The organism is Bacillus sp. CFBP9009, assembly GCF_036541465.1.
Lineage (GTDB): Bacteria > Bacillota > Bacilli > Bacillales > DSM-1321 > Peribacillus.
The window spans coordinates 1-24,199 of record NZ_JAZHFU010000016.1; the positions used below are offsets into that span (position 1 = coordinate 1).

At 43.0% G+C, this 24,199-nt stretch carries 23 protein-coding genes, 1 riboswitch and 1 other annotated feature; of the genes, 6 read left to right on the forward strand and 17 right to left on the reverse strand.

What is annotated here, in order from left to right:
* The 5 genes from V3595_RS23725 to V3595_RS23745 all read right to left on the reverse strand — a co-directional run.
* Window positions 1–821 (reverse strand): ABC transporter permease (locus tag V3595_RS23725; protein WP_485910072.1); only part of this gene is annotated, 821 nt, incomplete at its 3' end.
* Window position 822: 1 nt separating this feature from the next.
* Entirely contained in the window at window positions 823–2,325 is a 1,503-nt protein-coding gene (locus tag V3595_RS23730; protein ID WP_485910074.1) for a sugar ABC transporter ATP-binding protein, read from the reverse strand.
* Window positions 2,326–2,381: 56 nt separating this feature from the next.
* A complete protein-coding gene (locus V3595_RS23735; RefSeq protein ID WP_485910076.1) occupies window positions 2,382–3,494 on the reverse strand; it encodes a sugar ABC transporter substrate-binding protein in 1,113 nt (370 codons plus the stop codon).
* Between the two features lie 115 nt (window positions 3,495–3,609).
* Window positions 3,610–3,715, reverse strand: a riboswitch (SAM riboswitch).
* Between the two features lie 95 nt (window positions 3,716–3,810).
* Window positions 3,811–6,552 (reverse strand): GTP-binding protein, encoded by a 2,742-nt coding sequence (locus V3595_RS23740; protein ID WP_485910078.1) that lies wholly within the window; start codon window positions 6,550–6,552, stop codon window positions 3,811–3,813.
* Between the two features lie 450 nt (window positions 6,553–7,002).
* A complete protein-coding gene (locus V3595_RS23745; RefSeq protein ID WP_164468807.1) occupies window positions 7,003–7,176 on the reverse strand; it encodes a hypothetical protein in 174 nt (57 codons plus the stop codon).
* Window positions 7,177–7,383: 207 nt separating this feature from the next.
* Window positions 7,384–7,630 (forward strand) — a binding site (T-box leader).
* Window positions 7,631–7,728: 98 nt separating this feature from the next.
* Between V3595_RS23745 and brnQ the strand changes: the two genes are divergently transcribed.
* The 6 genes from brnQ to V3595_RS23775 all read left to right on the forward strand — a co-directional run bounded on the left by brnQ (window position 7,729) and on the right by V3595_RS23775 (window position 12,437).
* Window positions 7,729–9,060, forward strand: coding sequence for a branched-chain amino acid transport system II carrier protein (gene brnQ, locus V3595_RS23750; protein ID WP_485910080.1), 1,332 nt, complete (start codon window positions 7,729–7,731; stop codon window positions 9,058–9,060).
* A gap of 122 nt (window positions 9,061–9,182) precedes the next feature.
* The gene (locus V3595_RS23755; RefSeq protein WP_485910082.1) at window positions 9,183–10,115 is read left to right on the forward strand and encodes an aldo/keto reductase; all 933 of its coding nucleotides are present in this window, start codon (window positions 9,183–9,185) and stop codon (window positions 10,113–10,115) included.
* A 164-nt stretch (window positions 10,116–10,279) separates the two neighbouring features.
* Window positions 10,280–11,179 carry a DMT family transporter gene (locus V3595_RS23760; RefSeq protein ID WP_402905831.1) on the forward strand — a complete coding sequence of 300 codons (900 nt, stop codon included), beginning with the start codon at window positions 10,280–10,282 and terminating at the stop codon, window positions 11,177–11,179.
* 115 nt (window positions 11,180–11,294) lie between these two features.
* The gene (rluF, locus tag V3595_RS23765) at window positions 11,295–12,002 is read left to right on the forward strand and encodes a 23S rRNA pseudouridine(2604) synthase RluF (protein ID WP_350301088.1); all 708 of its coding nucleotides are present in this window, start codon (window positions 11,295–11,297) and stop codon (window positions 12,000–12,002) included.
* A gap of 94 nt (window positions 12,003–12,096) precedes the next feature.
* Window positions 12,097–12,222: a hypothetical protein gene (locus V3595_RS23770; protein ID WP_485910214.1), complete on the forward strand. Its 126-nt coding sequence runs from the start codon at window positions 12,097–12,099 to the stop codon at window positions 12,220–12,222.
* Window positions 12,219–12,437 carry a hypothetical protein gene (locus tag V3595_RS23775; protein ID WP_485910216.1) on the forward strand — a complete coding sequence of 73 codons (219 nt, stop codon included), beginning with the start codon at window positions 12,219–12,221 and terminating at the stop codon, window positions 12,435–12,437. The genes V3595_RS23770 and V3595_RS23775 overlap by 4 nt, the downstream gene beginning before the upstream one ends.
* 147 nt (window positions 12,438–12,584) lie before the next feature.
* Here the strand turns inward: V3595_RS23775 and V3595_RS23780 are convergent, their stop codons facing one another.
* From V3595_RS23780 to V3595_RS23835, 12 genes are all read right to left on the reverse strand, one after another.
* On the reverse strand, window positions 12,585–13,334 hold the full coding sequence (locus V3595_RS23780; RefSeq protein ID WP_485910084.1) for an ABC transporter permease: 750 nt from the start codon (window positions 13,332–13,334) through the stop codon (window positions 12,585–12,587).
* Window positions 13,335–14,096 carry an ABC transporter ATP-binding protein gene (locus V3595_RS23785; RefSeq protein ID WP_485910086.1) on the reverse strand — a complete coding sequence of 254 codons (762 nt, stop codon included), beginning with the start codon at window positions 14,094–14,096 and terminating at the stop codon, window positions 13,335–13,337.
* 198 nt (window positions 14,097–14,294) lie between these two features.
* Window positions 14,295–14,648 (reverse strand): DUF1048 domain-containing protein, encoded by a 354-nt coding sequence (locus tag V3595_RS23790; RefSeq protein ID WP_402905823.1) that lies wholly within the window; start codon window positions 14,646–14,648, stop codon window positions 14,295–14,297.
* 71 nt (window positions 14,649–14,719) lie between these two features.
* Window positions 14,720–15,040: a PadR family transcriptional regulator gene (locus V3595_RS23795; RefSeq protein ID WP_016114891.1), complete on the reverse strand. Its 321-nt coding sequence runs from the start codon at window positions 15,038–15,040 to the stop codon at window positions 14,720–14,722.
* Window positions 15,041–15,642: 602 nt separating this feature from the next.
* Complete coding sequence (locus tag V3595_RS23800) at window positions 15,643–16,611, reverse strand: sugar phosphate isomerase/epimerase family protein (RefSeq protein ID WP_485910089.1); 969 nt, start codon at window positions 16,609–16,611, stop codon at window positions 15,643–15,645.
* A 22-nt stretch (window positions 16,612–16,633) separates the two neighbouring features.
* Window positions 16,634–17,674 (reverse strand): Gfo/Idh/MocA family protein, encoded by a 1,041-nt coding sequence (locus tag V3595_RS23805; RefSeq protein ID WP_034305944.1) that lies wholly within the window; start codon window positions 17,672–17,674, stop codon window positions 16,634–16,636.
* Between the two features lie 17 nt (window positions 17,675–17,691).
* The gene (locus V3595_RS23810; protein WP_485910091.1) at window positions 17,692–18,714 is read right to left on the reverse strand and encodes a Gfo/Idh/MocA family protein; all 1,023 of its coding nucleotides are present in this window, start codon (window positions 18,712–18,714) and stop codon (window positions 17,692–17,694) included.
* 13 nt (window positions 18,715–18,727) lie between these two features.
* Window positions 18,728–19,456 carry a ThuA domain-containing protein gene (locus tag V3595_RS23815; protein WP_485910093.1) on the reverse strand — a complete coding sequence of 243 codons (729 nt, stop codon included), beginning with the start codon at window positions 19,454–19,456 and terminating at the stop codon, window positions 18,728–18,730.
* A gap of 227 nt (window positions 19,457–19,683) precedes the next feature.
* The gene (locus V3595_RS23820) at window positions 19,684–20,718 is read right to left on the reverse strand and encodes a LacI family DNA-binding transcriptional regulator (RefSeq protein ID WP_485910095.1); all 1,035 of its coding nucleotides are present in this window, start codon (window positions 20,716–20,718) and stop codon (window positions 19,684–19,686) included.
* Window positions 20,719–20,775: 57 nt separating this feature from the next.
* Window positions 20,776–21,594: a carbohydrate ABC transporter permease gene (locus tag V3595_RS23825; RefSeq protein ID WP_101224962.1), complete on the reverse strand. Its 819-nt coding sequence runs from the start codon at window positions 21,592–21,594 to the stop codon at window positions 20,776–20,778.
* Window positions 21,594–22,454, reverse strand: coding sequence for a carbohydrate ABC transporter permease (locus tag V3595_RS23830; protein WP_076370709.1), 861 nt, complete (start codon window positions 22,452–22,454; stop codon window positions 21,594–21,596). The genes V3595_RS23825 and V3595_RS23830 overlap by 1 nt, the downstream gene beginning before the upstream one ends.
* 167 nt (window positions 22,455–22,621) lie before the next feature.
* On the reverse strand, window positions 22,622–23,911 hold the full coding sequence (locus V3595_RS23835) for an ABC transporter substrate-binding protein (protein WP_485910097.1): 1,290 nt from the start codon (window positions 23,909–23,911) through the stop codon (window positions 22,622–22,624).
* Window positions 23,912–24,199 lie beyond the last annotated feature (288 nt).

Consider the following 24,199-nt stretch of genomic DNA (forward strand, 5'->3'; position numbering starts at 1 on the left):
ATGAAGGCTGCCGCGACGGCATCCATTAAATAGGGTGACCCTGAATTGATTTCCGATGTCATGACCCTTGAAGCAAGGACAATCCCCCCGATTGCAGCAAATAGAGCCGAAAGCAGATAGGCAAGGATTTTGTATTTATTAACCGATATTCCGGAAAGTCTCGCCGCTTCCTTATTTCCCCCAATAATGTACATATAACGACCGTGCTTCGTATAAGTCAAAAAGATATGGGTCGCTATCACAATGACGGCCATGATCAGGATTATCCATGGTACCTGGCCAATTTTGGCGAAAAACGGGCTGATCAGTCCTGTTGCGAATGTCCCGTCGGGCATGACCATATTTTGTGAAACCGTGGCCCCTTTTGTATAGGTAAGGGCAATTCCCTGGATAATGAACATGGTAGCCAATGTCATCAGCATGTCGGGAATTCTCAACTTAACGATCATGAATGAATTCAAAGCCCCTACGACAAGTGAGGCACCGATCGCAGCTAATATAGCAATTAATGTATCCTGTGAAAACCAGACAAACATCGAGATGACGATGGCATTGGCCAATGATGCGACGGAGCCGACTGAAAGGTCGAAGCCATCCACGGTCAGGGATATCGTAATGCCGATCGCAATGATGGTCACGATTGAAATGGAACGCAGGATGTTGACCAGATTCGTAGTTTGAATGAAAGATGGATTGGACACGGCAAAAATTCCAATCAGAATGATAATCGTCAATATTGTGCCGTATTTATAGAAAAAGTCGAATAGTTCCACTTTTTTCTTCGCTTTCGCTGTCTGTGTAACAGGAATGGGTATGCTCATTCTATTTTCCTCCTGTTGAATAGAATAGTAGTTCTTCTTCATTCGTTTTGCTTGTTTCTAATTCGATGACAGTGCTCCCGTCATATAACACATATGTCCGGTTGGTAATGCCAATGATTTCGGAAAGCTCGGATGATGCATAAATGATCGCTTTCCCATTCCTTGCAAGCTCTGCAATCAATTCGAATATATCCTTCTTGGCTCCAACATCGACCCCTTTCGTTGGTTCATCGAATATGTATACATCCGCATCGGCCATAAGCCATTTCCCGATGGCAACTTTTTGCTGATTGCCACCTGAAAGGTTTTCGACATTCACTTCCCCTGAAGGAGTTTTAATGCCGAGACTTGCGATCATTTCCTTGGCTCTTTCCTTTTCCGCCTTGCGATTCACGAAGCTGAATGTCTTGGAGAATTTGCCAAGACTGGCTGCCGTCAAGTTCGCCGAGACTGATTCCTGAACAAGGACCCCTTCTTTTCTGCGTTCCTCAGGTACAAGTGCCAGACCGCTTTTTACTGCTTCGTGCGGTGATTTCAAGGAAAGCTTTCGACCATTCAGAATGACTTCACCCGCTGTGATCGAAGTATGACCGAAAAGGGTTTTACACAGCTCCGTTTTCCCAGCCCCGACCAACCCTGCCAAGCCGATTATCTCGCCTGCTTTAATATTCAAACTGACATTTTTAACTTTCTCTGCATCTGACAATCCGTTCACTTCCAGAATAACGTCGCCAATCGAAGCATTCACTTCAGGAAACTGTTCATCCATGGTTTTTCCAAGCGTGTTCTCTACCACTTCAGTACGGGTTATGTCTTCCTTCTTTCGACAAGTGACACGCTTCCCATTCCTCATGATCGTAATTTCCTCACAGATTTCAAAAATTTCAGGCAGTCGATGTGAAATGAAAATGATTCCCACGCCTTTTTGCTTTAATTCATTTACAATTCGAAAAAGTTCTGTCGTCTCCGTATGACTTAACGGAGCAGTTGGCTCGTCGAGAATCAGGAATTTGCATTCTGTCGAAACGGCTCTTGCTATCAGGACCATCTGTTTTTCAGCCAAGGTAAGGTCTCTTACCAGCTTTTTCGAAGGGACACGAATTTTCATATCATTAAGAATAGATGCGGCTTGGTTGTGCAGCTCTTTCCATTGGACCATCTGTTTTTTTCCCATGTTTTGAACCATATCATTCAACATTACATTTTCCCCAACCGTTAAATAAGGTATGAGGGCGGTATCCACTTCCTGATAAACAATTTGAATGCCTTGTTCTTGAGCCGCTTTTGGTGAGCGGATATCCCGCTTCATCCCATCAATAAAAATGTCACCTGAATAATGAACATGGGCTCCCGATAAAACTTTCATTAACGTCGATTTCCCTGCTCCGTTTGCACCGACCAATGCGTGGGCTGTCCCTGATTTTACGGAAAAATCAACATCACTCAGCGCCTTCACCCCCGGAAATTCAATCGAAATCTTCTTCATTTCTAGTTGCGTGCCCATGTCCATTCCCCCTTATTGAACAGACACTCCCTTCACTGGAAAGAGAGTGTCTCTTTTTACTTTTTATAATGATCTTTCAAAACTTTCATCCATTCTTCTTCAAATTCCGTCGATATACCCCAGCCATCGACAATACCAGACAGATTTGCCATGTTCACCGCTTCTTTTGACGCTTGGATTTGCTTTTGTGAAATAAGTGAAGCCTCCAAGTCATAGGTTTGCGGTGTTTCTTCGCCCGCTAATTTTTTAGCCAATATCCTCATATTCACTGCACCGATCAACTTGGGATCGACTGCTGCCGTGTAGGACCATGAGCTATCAGCCGATTGGATTTCCTGGAGATCTGCATTCGAAACATCTATTCCATATATCTTCACTTCATCGCGGCCCGCCTCTTTAATCGCCCGGGCTGCACCGATAGCAAAGGCATCCCATGTTGCGAAAATGGCATCCAATTTACCTTTAGGGTATTTATTCAGCATTGCGGCTACAGCATTTTGTGTCTGAACCGAAGTATCAGCAGATGCCACTCCGAATCTTTCAACTTCTTTAATCCCAGGATTTTCTTTTAATTTTTCCTGATAGACTGCATTTCTTCTTACCATTGGAGGAAATCCATCCACCCAAAGATATGCAATTGACGCTTCACCTTTCTGTTCTTTTATCAGTTTATCAAAAGCCAGCGTTGCCAACGCTTCATCATCTTGTGAAGTTAATGTCACGCCTTCTATTTTAGATAGATCGCTTATTGAATCGAATGTGACAACGCTTTTACCTGCATCAACCAACTTTTGAACGTCATTCACAGTTGCTGCATCATCACCATGGGAAATGATATAGCCGTCATAATCTTCCTCCAAAGCCTGCGCTATCGCATCATGGAATTTAGCCGTATCACCATTGGCTGTATACGTATCCACTTGAAACCCCAGTGCTTCTCCTTCTTCCTTCGCCCCCGCCAGGTATTGGGCCGTATGATCATCACCGCCGATTTTACGGATCACTTTGATTCTGGCTCCATCTCCATCAGCAAATCTTTCCGGAACATTTTCAAATGATACTTTTTCTTCTTTCTTCGACTCTGTGGAACTCTGACCTGTAGAGCAACCCGTTAAAAGCAAAGCCGAAGCGATGGCTGAAATGAATATCCCTTTAATAGACCTTTTCATCTTGTTTCCCTCCATTTTTTCTAATTAGTCTTATCAGTTAAGTTGGTGTAAATCCCAAAATAAAAACCTCTCTAATATAGAGAGGTTTAATCGGCTGTTTTGCAGACTTGTCCCTCTCTTATCTGTCAAAACATTTCTGTTTTGCAGGATTTAGCACCAATTCCTAATGGAACGGTTGCTGGGCATCTTAGGGCCAGTCCCTCCGCCACTCTTGATAAGAGATATATCGTGTTACGTTTTCGTAATTATCACTTTATAGGGATATAGTCGTAAAGTCAATAGATTTTTGAATATTTGAAATGTTTCCCGTTATTTTTTATTTTCTTTGAAGCTGGGCTAGACGCTTTTTCTCAATCTTTTCAAGCCGCTCCAACTGCCTTAATTTCACTTCGAACAAAGTGATCGGGTCACGGTAAACTTCCGGATTTTCTTTCATATGCTCCAATGCAGCCTGGTAGTCTTTTATTTCAGTCTGCGTTTGCTCTATCGTTTTTTGAAGTAAGGCAAATGAACCGCGATAGAAAAGGGAGATGTCACGATCCAAAGATTTTTCAAACAATCCAAATTGGGTAAGGAAACGTTCCGTGATCATTTCCGCAACATCCAGGTAATCTTCACTTTCCAGATATTTCTTGTAACGATTGTACATATTGGCTTTATTTTGCGGTATCGCCCCAAACAGCTTCCCTGCCCCTTTAAGCAGTAATTGAGATGGAGTCCTGCGCAAAAGGATATTGACGTTTTCGATGCGGATACTGCTTGTCATCCGGTCGGCATCACGGCGCCAGTCATCCAATACCCTGAAGTCGCCTGCCAGCGTAATCCGTTCTTCTTTGTATAATTCATTGAATCCGGCACTCATCTCATCCATAAACTGCTGGCTTTGCGTGAACTCCATTTGGGAACTGGCAATCCAGTCTTGAAGAGAACGGTAATATTGAGGCATGATCTTGTCAGAAATGAAGTTTTGAATCCGCTCATTCATTTCCTGGTTTAACTGTACATGGACCTGACTGAAATCACTGCTTTCCGTTAACGATTTAGAGCAATCCCTCAGTAATTCAGGAATTTTTGAATAAAGCTGATTTTTCACTTCGTCCTTAAGCAGACGATACGACCTTATGATATTTTCACTTTTTTCTTTTTCCAAATCAGCCAGTTGATTGACCGCCCCATTCAGCTTGACTTCCATCTGTTCATTCCAAGAGATGGAATGCTCGCATTTCCGCTCATTGGCTGCCCGTTTTTCTAACAGATAAGATAAAGTTTTACGAATGAATGCCAGAATTTTTTCAGATCTTCTTTCCTTCCAATTATCATCTTGATAATTCGATTGAAGGAAAGCTGAAAGATCCTTCAATTGCTGCCTGCTGTCATAGTGTTTGGAGAAAGCGAATACTTTCGCATTCGGGAAATATGCATTCACTTTATCCCATGTTTCGTCTTCCATCCGGACTGCGACCTGATCACTGTATATCGTATCCATTTTATTTAATAAGAAATGAATCGGCAGTTTCGGAGCCATCATTTGAATTTCCAATAACAGATCCCTTTCGCTGCCGGTGAAAGGCGCCCGGGCGTCAAGAACGAACATCAATCCATCACTGCCATGTAAATAGCCCTGGAAATCGGATTCCACGCTTTTTTCCCCATTGAACCCCGGTGTATCCAATAATCGCAGTTGATTATTTCTTAGGTAGTCACTGATGATGGTCACATCGACAATAGTCCCGCGCTGTCGGCGAGTTTCATCCAAATCAGTTAGCTCCTCGACAACTTTGCTATCTGTATCGGTAATTTCAAGGATTTCCAGATCATCCCCATCTTTGACACTGACTAGTGACGAATGATCTTCAGCGGCAATGCTCTCACCAACGATTGACTGAATAAAGGATGTCTTGCCATTTCCTGTACTTCCTGCAAGAAGAAGATTGAAATTCCGGGTATCCTTAAGCCCGTCTACCATCCATTTAAGCTTATTGCCGACCTTTAAATCATTATCTTCAGCCCACTGGATAATGGAATTGAACAGTTTCTCTCCCGCTTCCAGTCCGCCACCCAATTTAGGCGATTTCGAAAGCAGGCTCTCTGCATCCTGAATGACCAGCGCATTGATAGTATCCGGGAAGATTTCATTCCAGGACAACGCGGATGCCGCCGCAAACAGCGAGAGCTCCCCGTCTGCGATTTTGAGCCAGTTTTCCAGCAACCTTGGCACGACAGGACTTAATTCTTTGATTAGGTGCGTTCCTTCTAACAGACCTGCATATGCATCCCTATAATAGACGGAAAGCTCATCCCATACATCCGCATGGTTCAATTCGATGGTATCTATCAAGTTATTAATCACTCTTAGCCATTCGAAATAAGAATCCGTATATTTATAGTTTTTCCACAGGGCAACCGTCACCTTTTCGAAACGTTCCTGGTCGAGTGTGTATAGCGAACCAAGGACAGTTGAAAAATAATCCGGATCCATCGATTGGGCAACACCTTGCTGGATATACGTTTTCAGCACATCGAACCAGCCCATTGATTCTGTACGGATACTTTCATTCGCCGCTAATACCACCGCACTGTTCCAATCCTTTTGTTCTTCAAAAAAGGCGCGTGCAATTTCCGTGACATTCGGGTAGTCCGGTTGGAACTCGACTGCTTCTTTCACGACATTGGAAGCCAGGTCATTTCTCGATTCCACTATGTACAGGGAAAACAGTTGCAAAAGAACCTCTGTTTTCAAGACCGCTTCATCCGTATCGACGGATTTATAGATATCCTCTGCGGTTGAATACATTTCCAGTTCAAAATAAGCATCAGCGATGTTTTTCTTCGCCCATGAACCAAGTTCCCCTTCTATGTTTTCCCATTTAAAAATGGCTGCCTCATAGTCATGATGCTGAAAATATACTTCTCCTTGAGTAAATCTAATTGCGGTTAAATCCGCTCTTTCCTTTTTTTGTTCCACGAGAAACATTTCACCCAAAGCTTGAATGGGGTGCTTCCTTGTATCCTCAATCATCGTTTCATAATATTTTTTTCCGATCAGACGTTCGTCCACCTTTATTCCCCCGATATATTTCATATTTTCAATTAAAGGATAATCACTGATTCTATAAGCCTTCTAGTAGACCTAACATTCAATCTATAGGTTCCTTTAGTTAAAAAATCATTTACAAAACCTTAAAATGTTATTTTAGCAAAACAATATGGTAACAACATGTCACCACTCTTACAATTTTAAAACAGAAACAACCGGAACTGTAATGTTTTTAATAAACCGATACAGAGATGTCATTTCCATATTCGAGAAAATATGTTTTTTCTAGAGATGAGCGAACCATTCTTTATCCCTCTAAATTACCAGAAGCCCACCCCTTCATCTTACCTATAAACGGTAAAAAGCAAAATCACCCTGCCTCATCCATATAAAAAAGCAGTAACCTCATTCATAAAAGGTAACTGCTCTCTGATAAGCTCCGAACAGTACTTGTCCTTTGACAAATTAGGATTATACCCCTGTACGCTTACGTTGGTTATTCGGCTTTTTGGTCAACTGGCTTTTAAGCTGTTTCGTTTTCTTCACAACGCCTGTTTCCAGTTTATCTTTACTTGATCCTGCTTGCTTTTGAGCCAGTTTTTGTTTGACTGCATCCGCCAGGCTTAATTTTTTATTTTCAGACATACTGTTGTCTCCTTTAGTGTTCTGCCTTCTATTATAATATAGTTGCGATTAGAAAGATAATAGGGAGTAATAGCCTATTCTTCTTTAAAAAATCCTCTGGATAAAGGAAGTTTCGCCAACGAGGGACTAATTTCCTGCTCCTTTTAAAGGATTAATGATAAATTATGTTGACTTCATAATCAGAATTTGCTAAATTGTCTTTATATTATAAAATCTATGAAGAGAAAGAGTAAGATGAGAACCCTGTTCCACAGAGAGTCGACATGTGGTGGAAGTCGATGTCCAAGGCCTATCCGAAAATCATCTCTGAGATGCAAAGCTGAAAATGCAGTAGGCTTTGACGGGTTTCCGCCGTTACAATGGATCACGTATGAATTCGTACGTTGACTGAGTGCCGCAGCTTCTTTGTAGTGCGGAATATGGGTGGTATCGCGAGCATAAACTCGTCCCTGATTTTCAGGGGCGAGTTTTTTATTTGCACAAAACACTTTAATTAGCCTTTTTCAGGCCAGTCGGCGAGAGTTATCATTTTAAAAAAAAGGAGAAATCATCATGAAAAAAACAGACACATTATTTATCGGCCTTATGCTTTTCTCAATGTTCTTCGGAGCGGGGAATCTTATATTCCCTCCATTTTTAGGAGCATCTTCAGGAACTTCTTTCTGGCCGGCCATTGCCGGTTTTGTCGCCACCGGAGTCGGCCTGCCAATTTTGGTGCTTCTTGCAGTCTCACTTGTTAAAGGCGGGGCACAAACCATCGGTGCCCGTGTACATCCACTATTCAGCACGTTGTTCATGGTTGTCATCTATTTAAGCATCGGGCCGTTTCTGGCCATTCCACGGAATGCGAATGTTGCCTATGAAATGGGCTTCAAGCCGTATCTTGGCGACTCAATGAATCAATCACTATTTCTATTCATGTTCACAACCGTATTTTTCATCATCGTTTATGCCATTTCATTGAATCCAGAAAAAATGGAAACCTTCATGGGACGCTGGATTACACCCGTTCTACTTTTGTCCATGGTCATTCTCTGTGTCGTTGGGTTCGTAAAGCTTGATGCTCCATTCCAAGCTCCAACCGAAGCATATGCTGCAGGAGCATTTTCGAAAGGGTTCATTGAAGGCTACAACACGATGGATGCTCTGGCTTCCCTGGCTTTTGGGATCGTCATCCTTACTTCAATCCAGCAAAGGGGGATTTCCGAACGAAAGCAATTGACGAGATATACAGTAAAAGCGGGTCTCATCGCTGGTGTTTTGCTTTCTTTAGTTTATATCTCCTTAGGAGTAATCGGTGCACGCATGGCAGCCGATGGTTCATTCGAAAACGGAACGGATATCCTCACTGTCGCATCGACCCTTTTACTTGGAACTGGCGGTAAGGTCCTTCTCGGCATCATTTTCACTTTAGCATGCTTCACCACCGTCGTCGGGTTGACGACTGCTTGCGGACAGTATTTCTCGAAACTTTTCCCCAAGCTGAACTATAAAACCGTCATTCTGATCGTAACAATCGTCGGTTTCATCCTTTCAAATATGGGTCTGAATGAAATTCTGAAAGTATCGGTACCATTCCTTGTGATGGCTTATCCGTTAACGATCGTCCTGATTGTCCTGACATTCTTCAGCCGTCATTTCAAAAACCCGAAGAAGGTTTATCGCAGTGCAATGACTTTCACAGGAGTTTTCGCCTTGATGGATGGACTGAATGCTTTCGGCTTACAATTAGGACCCGTGCAAACCTTGAGTGATGTCCTTCCCCTTTCCGCCTACGGCATGGAGTGGATCATCCCTGCTCTCGTCGGTACAGCCCTTGGCGTTCTGCTCAGTCAAATCGGACAAACAGCTCCAGCGGAGGAGTTGGAAATCGAAACACTATAATAATGAAGTAAGCAGGTGATTTTACAGATCATCTGCTTATTTTGTGCACAACTGCATTGCTTTATTTTGGAAATCGACATCCACTTTTTGTTATGATGGGGTCAAAGGAGATGATAAGTAATATGTCTAAGCAAACCCGTATTGGTAAAACAGATCTGTATGTAAATCCGATTGGCCTTGGCACGAATGCAATTGGCGGGCATAACCTTTTCCCTAATCTAAGTGAGGATACAGGAAGGGATGTTTTGAGAACGGCATTGGAAGAGGGGATCAACTTTTGGGATACTGCTTACATTTACGGTCCTGAGCGTTCAGAAGAACTTATCGGTGAAATCCTTAAAGATAGCCGCAGACGCGATGACATAGTCCTTGCCACTAAAGGGGCACATAAATTTGTCGATGGCAACATCGTCTTTGATAACTCTCCGGCTTTTCTGAAAGATGCCGTGGACTCGAGTCTAAAAAGGCTCCAAACAGACTACATCGACTTATTTTATATTCATTTCCCTGATGGCGATACCCCTAAAGATGAAGCAGTAGGTACCTTAAAGGAATTGAAGGATGCAGGCAAAATCAAATCAATCGGCGTCTCGAACTTTTCGTTCGAACAATTGAAGGAAGCGAATAAAGACGGCTATGTCGATGTCCTGCAATCCGAGTACAATCTATTCAAACGTGAGGCAGAACAAGACCTGCTGCCATATACAGCCGAGAATGATATTTCCTTCATTCCTTATTTCCCCCTTGCTTCCGGTCTGCTCGGCGGCAAATATAATCAGGAATCAACATTCGATGACGGCCGGGCAAAAAGTCCGCTTTTCCAAGGACAAGCCTTTGTAAGCAACCTGCAAAAAGTGGAAGAAGTACGGGCGATCGCCAACAGGAAGCATACCGAAGTCGCCGATGTCGTACTAGCTTGGTATTTAACTCGGCACTCGATCGATGTACTGATTCCCGGAGCGAAAAAGCCAGAACAGGTCACACGCAACTTACAAGCATTGGATGTCGATCTAACCATGGACGAAATCGCCGAAATCAGTGCCATTTTCGCTTAATATAGATGTGAAAAAGGCTGTTCAGTTTAAGCTGAACGGCCTTTTTATCCTACTCTGCGGTTCATCCTTGTACTTAAATTGACTGTAGGCTCTCTATATTGCTTAGGTACCTCTACTTTGTTATATTTAGTGAATATTCCATAAATTAAGGAAGAGGCAGTCTGATGAAAAAATCTATTGTTATTTTATTTCTTATCTTGGCAAATTTGTTCTGGGCCGGTAATTACATTTTCGGAAAATACGTTGTGACAGAACTTTCCCCGATCCAGCTAACATTTACGCGATGGCTAATTGCCGTTTTCTTATTGTTTCCTTTAGCGCAATGGATTGAAAAGCCACACTGGAAGAGTGTATGGAAAGCCTGGAAATTACTATTAGTCTTGGGTGTGCTCGGGATCATCAGTTATAATTTTTTCCTTTATTGGGCTTTGACCTATACAACTTCCATGAATGCCGCTCTTGTCAATTCCATGAACCCTGCCTTAATTGTTCTTTTTTCCGCTTTGCTGTTAAAGGAGAAAATTTCATCCCTTCATGCACTCGGACTTATCATTTCTTTATTCGGCGTTTTATTGGTCTTGACAAAAGGACACCTTCTGGATATTTTCCAGCTCACCTATAATAAAGGCGACCTATTAATGATCCTGGCGATTCTCGTTTGGACCTTTTATTCAATAATCGGTAAAAAACTGAAAAACATTCCAATCATCTCTGCTACTGCCGTTTCCGTATTTCTCGGATTGATTCTCGTCGCTCCATTTGCCATTGGCTCGGGAATGAACCTTGATTTAAGCAGTAAAGCAATCACGGGTCTCTTATATATTGGAATCTTCCCGTCTGTCGGCTCATTTATTTTCTGGAATATTTCCCTTCGTCATATCAATGCCGGCCAGGCAGGAATTTATCTGAATCTGATTGCTGTATTTACCGCCATCCTTAGCCTGGTTTTAGGTCATGCGATTACGATAATCCAAATCCTCGGTGGCATCCTTGTCTTTATTGGCGTTTACCTGACAAGCAAAAAGAAAAAGGCATATCCGGCAGCTGTCACGAAGAACATGTAAAGAACATCCTGTAATTCTCACCAACGAACGCTTTCTTGTCTTTTCCCCTTGTCTATGCACCATGATTTACGTTATCCTTTAAAGAAGAAAATTTGAATGTAAAGGTGTGCTTTAGTTGAGGATCAATAAATTTATCAGTGAATCCGGAATTACCTCGCGACGAGGCGCAGACAAATGGATAGCCGAGGGCCGTGTGACGATTAATGGCACTGTAGCTGAGCTCGGCAGTCAAGCTGAACCCGGCGATGATGTTCGTGTAGACGGCAAGCCGATAAAAGTCGAGCAGCAAAATGTCTATATTGCACTGAATAAACCGATAGGGATTACAAGTACGACCGAAAAACACATTAAAGGCAATATCGTTGATTTTGTAAATCATCCGCTTCGCATTTTTCATATCGGTCGGCTGGACAAAGACTCAAGCGGTCTGATCCTTCTTACAAATGACGGAGACATCGTAAATGAAATCCTTCGTGCAGAAAACAAGCATGAAAAAGAATACATCGTAACCGTGGATAAGCCAATTACCGCGTCCTTCATTAAAGATATGTCCTCCGGAGTGGAGATTTTGGATACGAAAACACTTCCTTGTAAAGTTGAGCAGTTGACCAAATATACATTTAACATCACTTTGATGCAAGGACTGAACAGACAAATCCGCCGTATGTGCTCCGCACTGGGTTATGAAGTCCGTGATTTACATCGAATCCGAATCATGAACATCCATCTGGACGGACTGGCGAACGGACAATGGCGCGACCTGACCGAGGATGAATTGACGGAACTATTTAAGGAATTGGATTACACCCCAAGGCAAAGATGATAATGAAGATGCCCCCAGAATTCGGGGGCATCATTTTTTTACTTTCAGAAGAATTTTCAGCAATCATTTGCTATTTAGTTTTGCGGATATTTTCGTGAGTTTTGCGCTTTTACTCGTGATTTTTGCACTTTTACTCGTGAATGCTGCTGTTTTACTCGTGAATTCTACTTTACTCGTGAGTTTCACGCTTTTACTCGTAAGTTTTGCGGTTTTCTCGTGATTTTTGCACTTTTACTCGTAAGTTTTGCGCTTTTACTCGTGATTTTTGCACTTTTACTCGTGAGTTTTGCACTTTTACTCGTGAATGCTGCTGTTTTACTCGTGAATTCTACTTTACTCGTGAGTTTCACGCTTTTACTCGTGAATTCCACACTTTTACTCGTGAGTTTTGAAGTTTTACTCGGAGCATGCATGGCAAACCTCGCGTTGGGATAAGTGATCGAGCCAACACCAATCACAACAATTGTGAGGGTTTCCATGATTTCATCGATGGTTGCCCCGGCATTTAAGCCTTCCATGTGATAGCAAATGCATTCATCGCATCGGCTGACTATTGATATGGCTAATCCCTTTATGGTGTACTTACCCTAACTGGCGTTTAAATGCTTTACTGGCGAAGAAGTAAGCGATGACCATGATGCCGACACACCAGGCAAGCGCGATCCAAATATCGTTGCCAACAGACCCTTCATACAAGAGGGCACGAATCGCATTCACGATTGAAGTCACGGGCTGGTTCTCAGCGAACGCACGGACAATTTTAGGCATGGTTTCGGTGGGGACAAAGGCCGAACTGATAAACGGCAGGAAAATCAGCGGGTACGAGTAGGCTGTCGCGCCTTCCATAGACCCCGCTGTCAATCCGGGAATGACCGCCAGCCATGTCAGCGCTAGCGTAAACAGCGCGAGTATCCCAGCTACCGCGAGCCAATCCAGGATATCAGCGCTGGAACGGAAGCCCATCAAGAGCGCGACAAGGATAACCACCACGACAGTAAGCGCATTGGAAACAAGCGAGGTCAACACGTGTGCCCACAATACCGACGAGCGCTTGATGGGCATGGTAATGAAACGTGCCATCAGCCCGCTCTTTACATCCGTAAACAGCCGCACGGAAGTGTAAGCGACGCCGGATGCGATAGCCATCAGCAAAATTCCCGGCAATAAATAATTGACGTAGTTGTCCGTGCCTGTCTCTATGGCGCCGCCAAATACGTAGACAAACAGTAGCAGCATCATAATCGGCGTAATCGCCACCGTGATAATTGTATCCGGGCTGCGCATGATGTTGCGCATTAAACGTCCTAGTAATACCCCTGTTTTGCTTTTCATTTACATCTTCTCCTTTTTGCCGATGATCGCGAGGAAAATTTCCTCCAGTGTCGGCTGCTTCTCGATGTACTCCACTTTCGCTGGCGGGAACATCTCCTTGAGTTCGGTAAGGGTCCCGGTCGAGATGATTTTTCCGCCATGCAGGATGGCGATACGGTCCGCCAGTTGTTCGGCTTCCTCCAGGTACTGGGTCGTCAGCAAGATGGTCGTGCCTCCGCCGGCAAGCTCCTTGACGGTATCCCAGACTTCAATCCGCGCTTCAGGGTCAAGCCCTGTCGTCGGTTCGTCGAGAAAAATGACTGCTGGCGTCCCGATCAGGCTCATGGCGATGTCAAGCCGACGCTTCATCCCGCCGGAATATTTGTCCGCCCGACGGTTGGCCGCATCGGTCAGGCTGAATCTTGCAAGCAGATTGTCGGCGACTTGAGCAGGATTGGAAACTCCCCGCAACTTGGCGATCATCATCAGGTTTTCCCGTCCGGTGAGCATACCGTCTAAAGCTGCGAACTGCCCTGTCAGGCTGATGCTCTGGCGAACATGATCCTGTTGACGCTGGACGTCAAAGCCGCAAATACCTACTTCGCCGCCATCGGCCTTCATCAGAGTCGAGAGGATATTGACCGTCGTCGTCTTGCCCGCTCCATTTGAGCCCAGCAGTGCGAAAATTTCGCCACGCCGTACCTCAAAATCCACCCCCTTCAAGACTTCATTGTCTTTAAAGGATTTTTTTAACCCTTTTACAGAAATCGCTGCATTGCTCATACTTTTTTCCTCCTTTTAATAGTGCGGCAAGGCCGCTTGTAAGTTTGTAATTATCCGGTCGAGCGCCTAGCGGAACTAGATTGCCTATTCTCTACTATTTAGTCTGACTGATATTCTGTATTACTTATTACCGAGTTAAAAATATAACTGAATAGCGAAGGTGGCAATTCACATTTGTAACCAGCTATTCAGTCGGAATTATCTATTGAATTTATTTTTTCCCAATCGCTTCATGATACTTTCATTCAAATCTTCACGATACTTGGCGAAATAGGTTCTAGCATTTGCCACTAGTTCGTCGGCAAAGGACGCCACGTCGTCCCCAGTGATTTCCAGCACTTGTCTACCTTCCGCCGCACCGGCTTCGAACAAATCGATTAATTCATACTGCATGTGCAGCATATCCATCCCGCTGCCCGCTGAGAAATTCCACATGTAGCTTTGAATTTTCTTAAATACAAACTGATAGTCCTCTGGCAGGGCTTCAACCCGTGCCATCATCATTTTATACTCTTTTTTATCACCAATCATTTTTTTGAACATTTCCATCATGTTATTTTTCCTCCTTATTGATAAAGCTGAACAAGACAGTCCAAAAATATCGTACGAAATATCTTATGAAGCTAGATTGACTTTAAGACGTTGATTTTCGATGATACAAAATCCCATTTTTTCCAAAACAGTTCAAGTTCCTGGCGGCCAGCCTCATTAAGTGAGTAAAACTTGCGGGGCGGCCCCATATCTGACGGTTTCTTCTCTATGTTCACCAGTTTTTTCTTTTCTAATCGCACGAGTATGGTGTAGACCGTCCCTTCCACGACTTCAGTAAACCCAAGGTCGTTCAGGCGGCGGGTAATCTCGTAGCCATAGGTTTCATGGCGGCTGATGATTTCCAGCACGCAGCCTTCCAGCGAACCTTTCAGCATTTCAGTTAAATTTTCCATGTTCAGAGCCTCCTCTATTTTGTGACTTATAACTTAGTTCTGAAGGGAATTTTTACTGAATAGCTTTTGGGAAATCACGCTATTTAGTATTACTTATTACAACTAAACTGTAACACTGAGTAGCAGAGGTGTCAACTTTTTTTCTTAATAATATTTTTGCAACTTCACTATTCAGTGTTACTTACTATAGAGTATGCTGTAACACGTAGTAGGTGACTGTCAATTTGAAATTTTTTTAAAACCAGCTATCTCCATTGGATACAGCTGATTTCTTTTATGGAGCTTTTACTTCCTCCTATGCTTCATGATTACACGTATGTTAAGAAAGGCGAAAGATTTCCAGTATATTGACAGTGAAGAACCCGTTTAAACGTAAGGGTGGAAAGGGTCATAATATGTTTGTCTTCAACACAATTGATGTAAAAAAAAGAATTTTGATTTATTATTAATTCCACTTTACTCGTGAGTTTCACTCTTTTACTCGTGAGTTTTTCGGATTTACTCGTGAGTTTTGCACTTTTACTCGTGAATTCCACTTTTTCACGAGTAAGGGGCAAAAATAAAAAGCAACCTGCATTAGGCTGCTCGTTATCGGCTCTAAATTATACCCACCATAAATCAGTTGGGCTTTCATTGATGAGTACAGTTTTCAGATTGGTTACGGCCCGTTGGAATCCTTCTTCAACCGACATTAGCGGATCTTCGTGTTCGATGCTGACGACGTAGTCGTAACCGTATGTGCGAAGGGCGCTTATGATGTCGGACCACTCTTGCAGGCTGTGGCCGCATCCTACAGAGCGAAAGTTCCAGGCACGGCTCTGGATATTTCCATATGGCTGCATGTCGGTTAACCCATACATATTGATGTTATCCTGATCCAAGTATGTGTCTTTTGCGTGGAAGTGGTAGATTGCTCCCGCTTTCCCGAGGATTTTGATTGCCCCGACTGGTTCGATGCCCTGCCACCAAAGATGGCTTGGATCAAGGTTGGCGCCTATTGCATCAGATGTAGCTTCCCGAAGTTTTAACAAGGTGTAGGGTGTGTGCACGAGAAAGCCCCCATGCAGTTCAAGGCCGATTTTTATATTGTGTTCATCGGCAATGGCGGCCGTCTTTTTCCAATAGGGGATCAATTTTTCTTCCCATTGCCATTTCAGCACATCTGTATACTCATTCGGCCATGGGGCGACGGGCCAGTTTGGATATTTAGCTCCTTCGTGATCACCTGCTGTACCGGAAAAGGTATTGACGACCGGGACGTTCAGTAAGGAAGCAAGCTTGATTGTTTTAATCAGTGTTTCATCACTTTCTTTAGCGAATGCTTCATCTGGAGAGATTGGATTGCCGTGGCAGCTGAATGCACTGATCGTTAACCCTCTTGCTTGAACGGCTTCGAGGTATTCTTGGCGCTTTTCTTCACTTTCCAGCAGTTCATCGAGTGGACAATGGATATTCCCTGGATACCCGCCTGTACCGATTTCAACTGTTTTTAATCCGGAATCCGCGACATAATCAAGCATATCCTCGAATGATTTTTGAGCAAATAGCACTGTAAAGATCCCTAATTTCACATGCCCCACCTCACCTTTTTCATTAATTTATGCTCATGACCTTCCCACTTGCCGAGCTTTGATAAATGGCTTCGATTATTTTTGAAACTTTCATGGCTTCCGATGGTTTTACCAATGGTTCTGCCAACCCCAAGCAGCTATTAATAAAGTTCTCTGCCTGTTGCAGGTCTGGTGTATCCTCCCCTGGCATCCATACTGCCTCACTGTTTAAAAGCATGCCGTGCTTAGCCTGATTCAAGACTAAAGGGAACACATCAAGTCCGCCCTGCGTTCCGGATAAACTCAAAACAGTTGCTTCTTCACGGATATTCGCGGCCCAGGATGTTTCGAATAATAGAGATGCTCCGTTGGCAAATTTGATATATGCCGTGGCATGGTCATCCACTTCAAATACCGAGGCATCGAAATTCCCCCATAAATTGACCTGATCGACACCCTTACTGACATAATTATATGTCGAACCTACGATTTCAATCGGTTCTGGGTCATCCATCAGCCATAATGCCAAATCAAGCAAATGGCAGCCGTAATCGATCACGCTTCCCCCGCCTTGTAATTCCTTACTTGTAAAAACTCCCCAGCCAGGAACTTTGCGACGTCTGATTGCCTGTACACGCGCTACATAAGGTTCACCGATCTCACCGGCCTGAATCATTTTCTTTGCAGCCTGGGCTTCCTTCATGAAGCGGTAATGATAGGCAGTCGATAACACTTTACCCGATATGTTTGCAGCCTCGGTTATTGCTAAACATTCCTCGGTTGTAATGGCCATTGGCTTTTCGCATAACACATGAACACCCGCTTGCAGAGCAGCAATGGAAATCTCCGCATGGAACTTGTTTGGCGTTGCAATCGTAACAGCATCCACTTCAGCAAACATTTCTTCATAATTGGTGAAAACCTTTTCGATATGAAATTCACGCGCCACTTCTCGCGCCTTCATTTCATCTATATCCTGAATGGCGTATAAAACCACTTTATCTTGAAATTTTTGAAAAGCTGGGATATGCCTTTTTTGGGCAATTCCGCCAGCACCGATAATACCCATTTTTAATTTGTACATGATGACTTTTAACCCCTTTATAAGCGGATGATTTTTCGGGATGCATTTGATTCCATCGCGCCAAGAATGACTTTTAATGATTTTAATCCTTCAACTCCTGAGACAAGAGGCTCCTCATTGTCCACCACACATTTTACAAAGTGGCTGATCACTTCGGAATCATGCTGTCCTTCTGAGTCATTAGTCTGGATGCTTCCTAATTGGATGGTTTCTGTCTTTCCATTATCATGATGGATGATCAGTGAGTATTTCGGATCGTCTTCAAGGCGCAATACCGCTTTTTCCGCATAAATGACCGTAGCATTGTCTTCTTTTGCATAAGACCAGCTGGCGGTAAGAGTTCCGATGATACCGCTCTCCGTCCGGAGGATACAGGCCGCACTGTCATCAACGTCTGTATTTTTCTTGGCAGTCGTTTCCACAAAGGCTCCTACTTCAACAAATTCTTCTCCAAGAATATACCGTAATAAATCAGCTTTATGAACGCCTAAATCGCCCATTGCACCAATGACTGCCTGATCCTTCTTAAAAAACCAGCTTTCCAGTCCGTCCACGCTCCAGGTTTCCGGCCCGGAATGTCCAAAAGCCGTCCGGAAGCTATAGACCTTCCCTAGCTCCCCGCTCTCAATAAGCTGTTTCGCTTTTTGATGAGAAGGAACAAAACGCTGATTATGACCAATCATTAGTATTTTGCCGCTTTTCGCTGCTGCTGCATTCATTTTTTCAGCGTCCACCAAAGAAGTAGCCATTGGTTTCTCACAAAGGACATGCTTACCAGCTTCCAAGGCCTCAACCGTGATGCGTGCATGCAGGTAATTCGGTGTACATACACTGATCGCTTCAATCTCCTCATTCTTCAAAAGTTCTATATAATCAGTATATGCTTGGGCGCCATACCTTTGTGCTGCTGCATTCGCCCGGTCCTGCACAATATCACAAACGGCAATGATCTCCGTTTCCTGATGTGCATCATACTCCGGAAAATGCCTGTTTTTTGCGATACTCCCGCATCCAATGACTCCTACCTTCACTTTGCCCATTTTGTTCTCTCCTTCACTTCATCTCTTTGCCTGAGATGGATTCCAACGGTTCGGCTTTCCCATAGTTCGTTACGATTCCAGATTCCGGCTTGACCCAATCAACAGCATTCTTAATTACTCGTTGAATCTCCGGATTATGGAAAGTAGGATATGTTTCATGACCTGGACGGAAATAGAAAATCTTCCCTTTTCCCCGCTGGTACGTGCAGCCGCTTCTGAATATCTCCCCGCCTTCAAACCAACTGACGAATATTAATTGATCTGGTGCAGGAATATCAAAATGTTCCCCGTACATCTCTTCCTTCTCAAGCTCTATATATTCTCCGATACCATCAACGATAGGATGACTGGGATCGACAACCCAAAGCCGTTCCTTTTCATCCGCGACCCGCCATTTCAAATCGCAAGTCGTGCCCATAAGTCGTTTGAAGATTTTTGAAAAATGACCGGAATGGAGGACGATGAGACCCATGCCCTCGAGTACTCGCTTGTGGACCCTTGCAATGATTTCATCCTGAACTTCATCATGTGCAACATGCCCCCACCAAAGAAGTACATCGGTTCGTTCCAGTGCTTCTTCGGTTAATCCATGCTCTTCTTCATCGAGAGTAGCGGTCCTCACCTCGACCTGCTCACTTTGTAAAAAGCCGGCAATTGCACCATGGATACCATCTGGGTATACTTCGGCTACTTCAGGCTTTGTTTTCTCGTGGCGATACTCATTCCATACCAGGACTCTCATGAACAACCTCCTCCATTCAAGATTCATTTCACGGCAACTTGCTTTGCATGTTTAACTATTACCTCTTTATCCGTAACGCAAACGTTTGCGTTAGGTGTGATCAAAATATAAGAACATACTTATTGACTTCAGTAAGTATGAATTTTCAAAAATAATAGTGATAATCTATATTGTAAATTTATGTTAGCAAAAATCAAGCTTTAATTGGTAAAACATTTCTACATTTTTCATTTAATTTCCTTTTCGGCAACAAAATGCGACTCCCGCTTTATGATTTTGGTAGGAATACTGATACTCTTTTCCATCATTTCCGGATTTGCAATTAGATCGAACACGCATTTTGCCGCCTCATACCCTAACTGATACGTATGGATATCAACCGTTGTCAGCGGCGTACTTAAAAATTCTATGAATTCTGAGTGGTTAAAACAGACGACGCTTATTTGCTGTGGCACTTTCAAGTTCTTTTCAGCTAACACTCCAAGCAAGAGAACACCCAATAAAAGATCCATAACCAAAAATGCGGTTGGTGCCTCTTTCAATTCCAGCAATTCGTCAATGGCCTTTATTCCATCCGTTCGATTTAAAGGAATCAATTTGATATATTCCTGTCGCACATCCAGCCCGGCCTGTTCCATCGCTTGTTCAAAACCTGTCAAGCGGTCCTGGATCACCTCAAACTCGGGACTGCCCCCTAAAAAGGCGATTCGCTCATGTCCAAGACTTATTACAAACTCCGATACTTCCCTGGCCGCTTGAACATTATCGTTATCAATGAACGTGATTCCGCTCATGTTCGTACTTGGCTTCCCGATCAAAACGAACGGGAAGCCCTGCTTTAATAAATACGGCACCACTTTATCGTCCTTTTTAGAGTACAAAACAATCATGCCATCCACTCTTCTGCCCTGAACCATTTTCACGACATCCTCAAAGATCGCATCCTCCGTCTCGCCGGTTGTCAAGGAAAGACTGTACCCTTCTTTATTACAGAAATCCCCGATGCCTCGGATCACTTCTGGAAAAAAGGGATTATAAAGTGATTCCCTTGCCGAACTTTTCATGACGATCCCAATGGCCTTAGTTGACTTCGTAACTAAGTTCCGGGCATTTTCATTCATATGATAGCCCATTTCCTTTAATACCTTGCGTACTTTACGCTTTGTCTTTTCACTGATTGTCGGGCTGTTATGGATTACACGCGATACCGTTGATGGAGCGACATTTGCTTTTTTGGCAACGTCTTTTATAGTAACAGACAAATTCATCAACACTCCCCGTTCACCGCACATGGTTTAATATTCCCTATATTTAAATAGTTATTTAACTGCTCCATCTGCAATTCCTTTGATAATTTGCCTCTGAGCAAAAAAGTACGCAATGATGACTGGAATGATAGATAAAGTAAGTCCAGCCAAGGCAAGATGCCATTGCTTCGTATATTGACCGAAAAAGAAGAATAATTTAAGTGGGATGGTCTCCGATCCTGCGCCGCCAATAACAAGGGATGGCAGCAAATAGTCGTTCCATATCCAAATGACATTTAAGATCCCAACTGTAATGGACATCGGTTTTAATAATGGAAATATGATATACCAAAATACTTGAAAGCGGTTTGCACCATCAATCTTTGCTGCCTCATCAAGTGAGAGGGGAATCCCTTTTAAAGTACCATGATAAAGGAATATGGAAAGACTGCAGCCAAAACCTAAATACATGAAAATCAGTCCGGCCTTGTTCAACATCCCCAGCTGTCCGAATTGTGCAACGAGCGGTATCATCACAGACTGAAACGGGATCAGCATGGCTGCTACAAACACAAAGAAAAGCAGGGAACTTATTTTACTTTTGTTTCGGGAAAGAGCGTATGCTGCCATCGCAGAAAAGATGATGATGATGACTACACTGACGCCCGATATCAATAAAGAATTGAATAAAGTCCGGAGGAAATCCAATTGCTCGAAAGCTTGAGTGAAGTTTTCGAATGTCCAGGTTTCAGGCAGTCCCAGTGTATCGGCAAATATATCCCGTTTCATTTTAAAAGCATTGACAAGCATTAAATAAAACGGAGTGAGCCATAATATGGCCAAAATGAATCCGATGAATCCAATCAGCCACAATTTCCATTTTCCCCTCATTACAGCTCAACCTCCCGTTTTTTATTGAAATAGACTTGTGTCAGCGAAACGACCGCCACGATTACGAAAAAGATAACTGCTTTTGCCTGTGCATATGCCATATCGTTTTCGGTGAAGGCGGATTTTACAATGTTCATCGCAACCATTTCAGTTGAATTATAGGGAGCTCCATTCGTCAAAGAAAGATTTTGATCATAGATTTTGAACGAGTGGGAAAGCGTCAAAAACAAACTGACGGTAAAAGCAGGTGCCACTAGTGGAAAAGTTATATGGCGAAAACGCTGGAAGCTGTTCGCTCCGTCAATTTTTGCCGCTTCTATCAAGTCTTCAGGAACAGCCTGCAGATAGGCAATATAAATGATCATGATATATCCGGCCATCTGCCAAGACGTTAAAATGATCAATCCCCAAAAACCTGTATCTGTCGTTGATAACCATCCATTAAATGCTTCGATCCCAGTCAAATCACCAATCGCACCGAAGACCTTAATAAAAATGAACTGCCAAATAAAGCCGAGAATCAAGCCGCCAATTAAATTGGGCATAAAGAAAACTGTCCGCAATATGTTGCTTGATTTAATTTTCGAAGTCACGATGAGGGCCAAACTTAATCCGATGATATTGATAACTACAATTGCCGCTACGGAAAATTTAATGGTGAACCAAAATGTATCAAGGAACCCTTTATCCGTAAACAAGTCCATATAATTCTTAAGACCAATGAAATCCGGAGTCCCTAAACCGTTCCAGTTCGTAAAGGAATAATAAAATCCGTAGATGAGCGGCACGATCACAACCAAAATGAGTGCAGCAAGAACAGGTGTCAAAAACAGCCAATATGCGGCATCCCGATTTCTCAACGAAACCGACCTCCTTGAAATGATTTAATAGTTAATGGGTTTAGATCATGACTGTGTTATTTGCTGAATCCCTTGTTGAGGTAAATTCCCTCAGCGGCTTTTCTATAATAAGGAACAACCAATCGACACATTTTTCATGCCGATTGGTCACTTGCATTTCCCAACACTTATTTGCTATGAATCTTCTCCCAATTTTCAATGTTCTGTTGGACAAGTTCCTCCCAAGTCAATTTACCAGTTACGTATTTTTGGACACTTGCACCAAGATCATCATTCCAACCGACCGGATATCCATTAAACACCCACCCAATCGTATTTCCTTCTTGGGAGTATTTATAAATTTCTTTTGAAATTGGATCGGCAATTTTTTCTACATCATATCCTTCATAAGCAGGAATGAATTTAAAATCTTCCAAAACGGCTTTTTTCCCTGCTTCGGATGTATACATCCAGTCGAGGAACTTCTTCGCTGCTTCCTGTACCTTTTCATCCGATTTCTTGTTCACGGCCCAATAGTTCGGTACACCGACCGGCATGCCTGCATTGTCTCCATTTGGAATCGGGATGATGCCAATTCCCTTTTCAGCTAACTCAGGGTCCATATCATAGACTGTGTTATACACCCAGTTACCTTGCTGAATGATCGCAACCTTTTCAAGCGAGAACAGCTCCTCCACTTGTTGGGAGTAATCAAGACTTGCTGTCGGCTGGACGGAATACTCATTTTGGATATCGACCAATTGTTTAAACTTGTCACCATCCGTGAATTTAACCGTTGGTGCTTTACTTGCTTCTAACACATTCCCATCAAACTCCGGTGATAAGAATACATTGGATAAATGGTTTCCTGTCACCCACTTCTCTTTTACCGGATATGCGAAAACTGCATCGATCTTCAATTTGTCTTTTTGTGAATCGATTTTCTTAACTACCGCCTCTAAGGCTTCATAACTTGTAATTTCATCAGGATTAATTCCGGCTTCTTTAAATATTCGTTTGTTATAAATCAAGCCGTATCCTTCCTGGTTAAATGGAAGTCCAAGGACTTGCCCGTCCTCTTCCACGCCATCCAAAGTACCGTCAAGCGCTGCAGCAGCAGCCTTCGTGTCCTTTAAATCTGTTAATCTATCTTTATATTGTGCGACATCTACCGGTCCGCCAATGTTAAAAACCGCTGGCTCCTCACCTGAAGCGAACTTTGCCGTTATGGCAGATTTATAATCATTTCCGCCGCCGACTGTCGATACCTTGATCTTCACATTTGGATTTTCTTTTTCATATTGTTTAGCCAATGTCTCGAATTGTGACTTGAATTCTACCTTGAATTGAAATATATCGAGCGTCACGACATCCTTTGAGTCGCTGTTTCCGCCAGTTGAAGAAGAGCATCCAGCCAAAATCACACTAAAAATTAATAAAACAGTAAGAATTCCCCCGTACCATTTTTTACGCCTCATGCCTACCCACTCTCCCTTTTTCTCATAATATTCATGCAATTTTAAGAAAACGTTTGCATAAAATTAGTAAAATAAAAGCCATTCATTCTATAAAATTTATAGTCTAGCGTACTTCTTTTACATCACCTCCTCACAAAAAAATGTTGCAAACGTTTACATTTATGCGCTTTATATTACCACCAAATTCCATACTTTACAATAAAATTGTAGTATATTGTAAAAAAAGGATGTTAAGAACTCTCTTAATCTAATTATATGATTCAGAAACCTTTGATTATTCCTTTATCC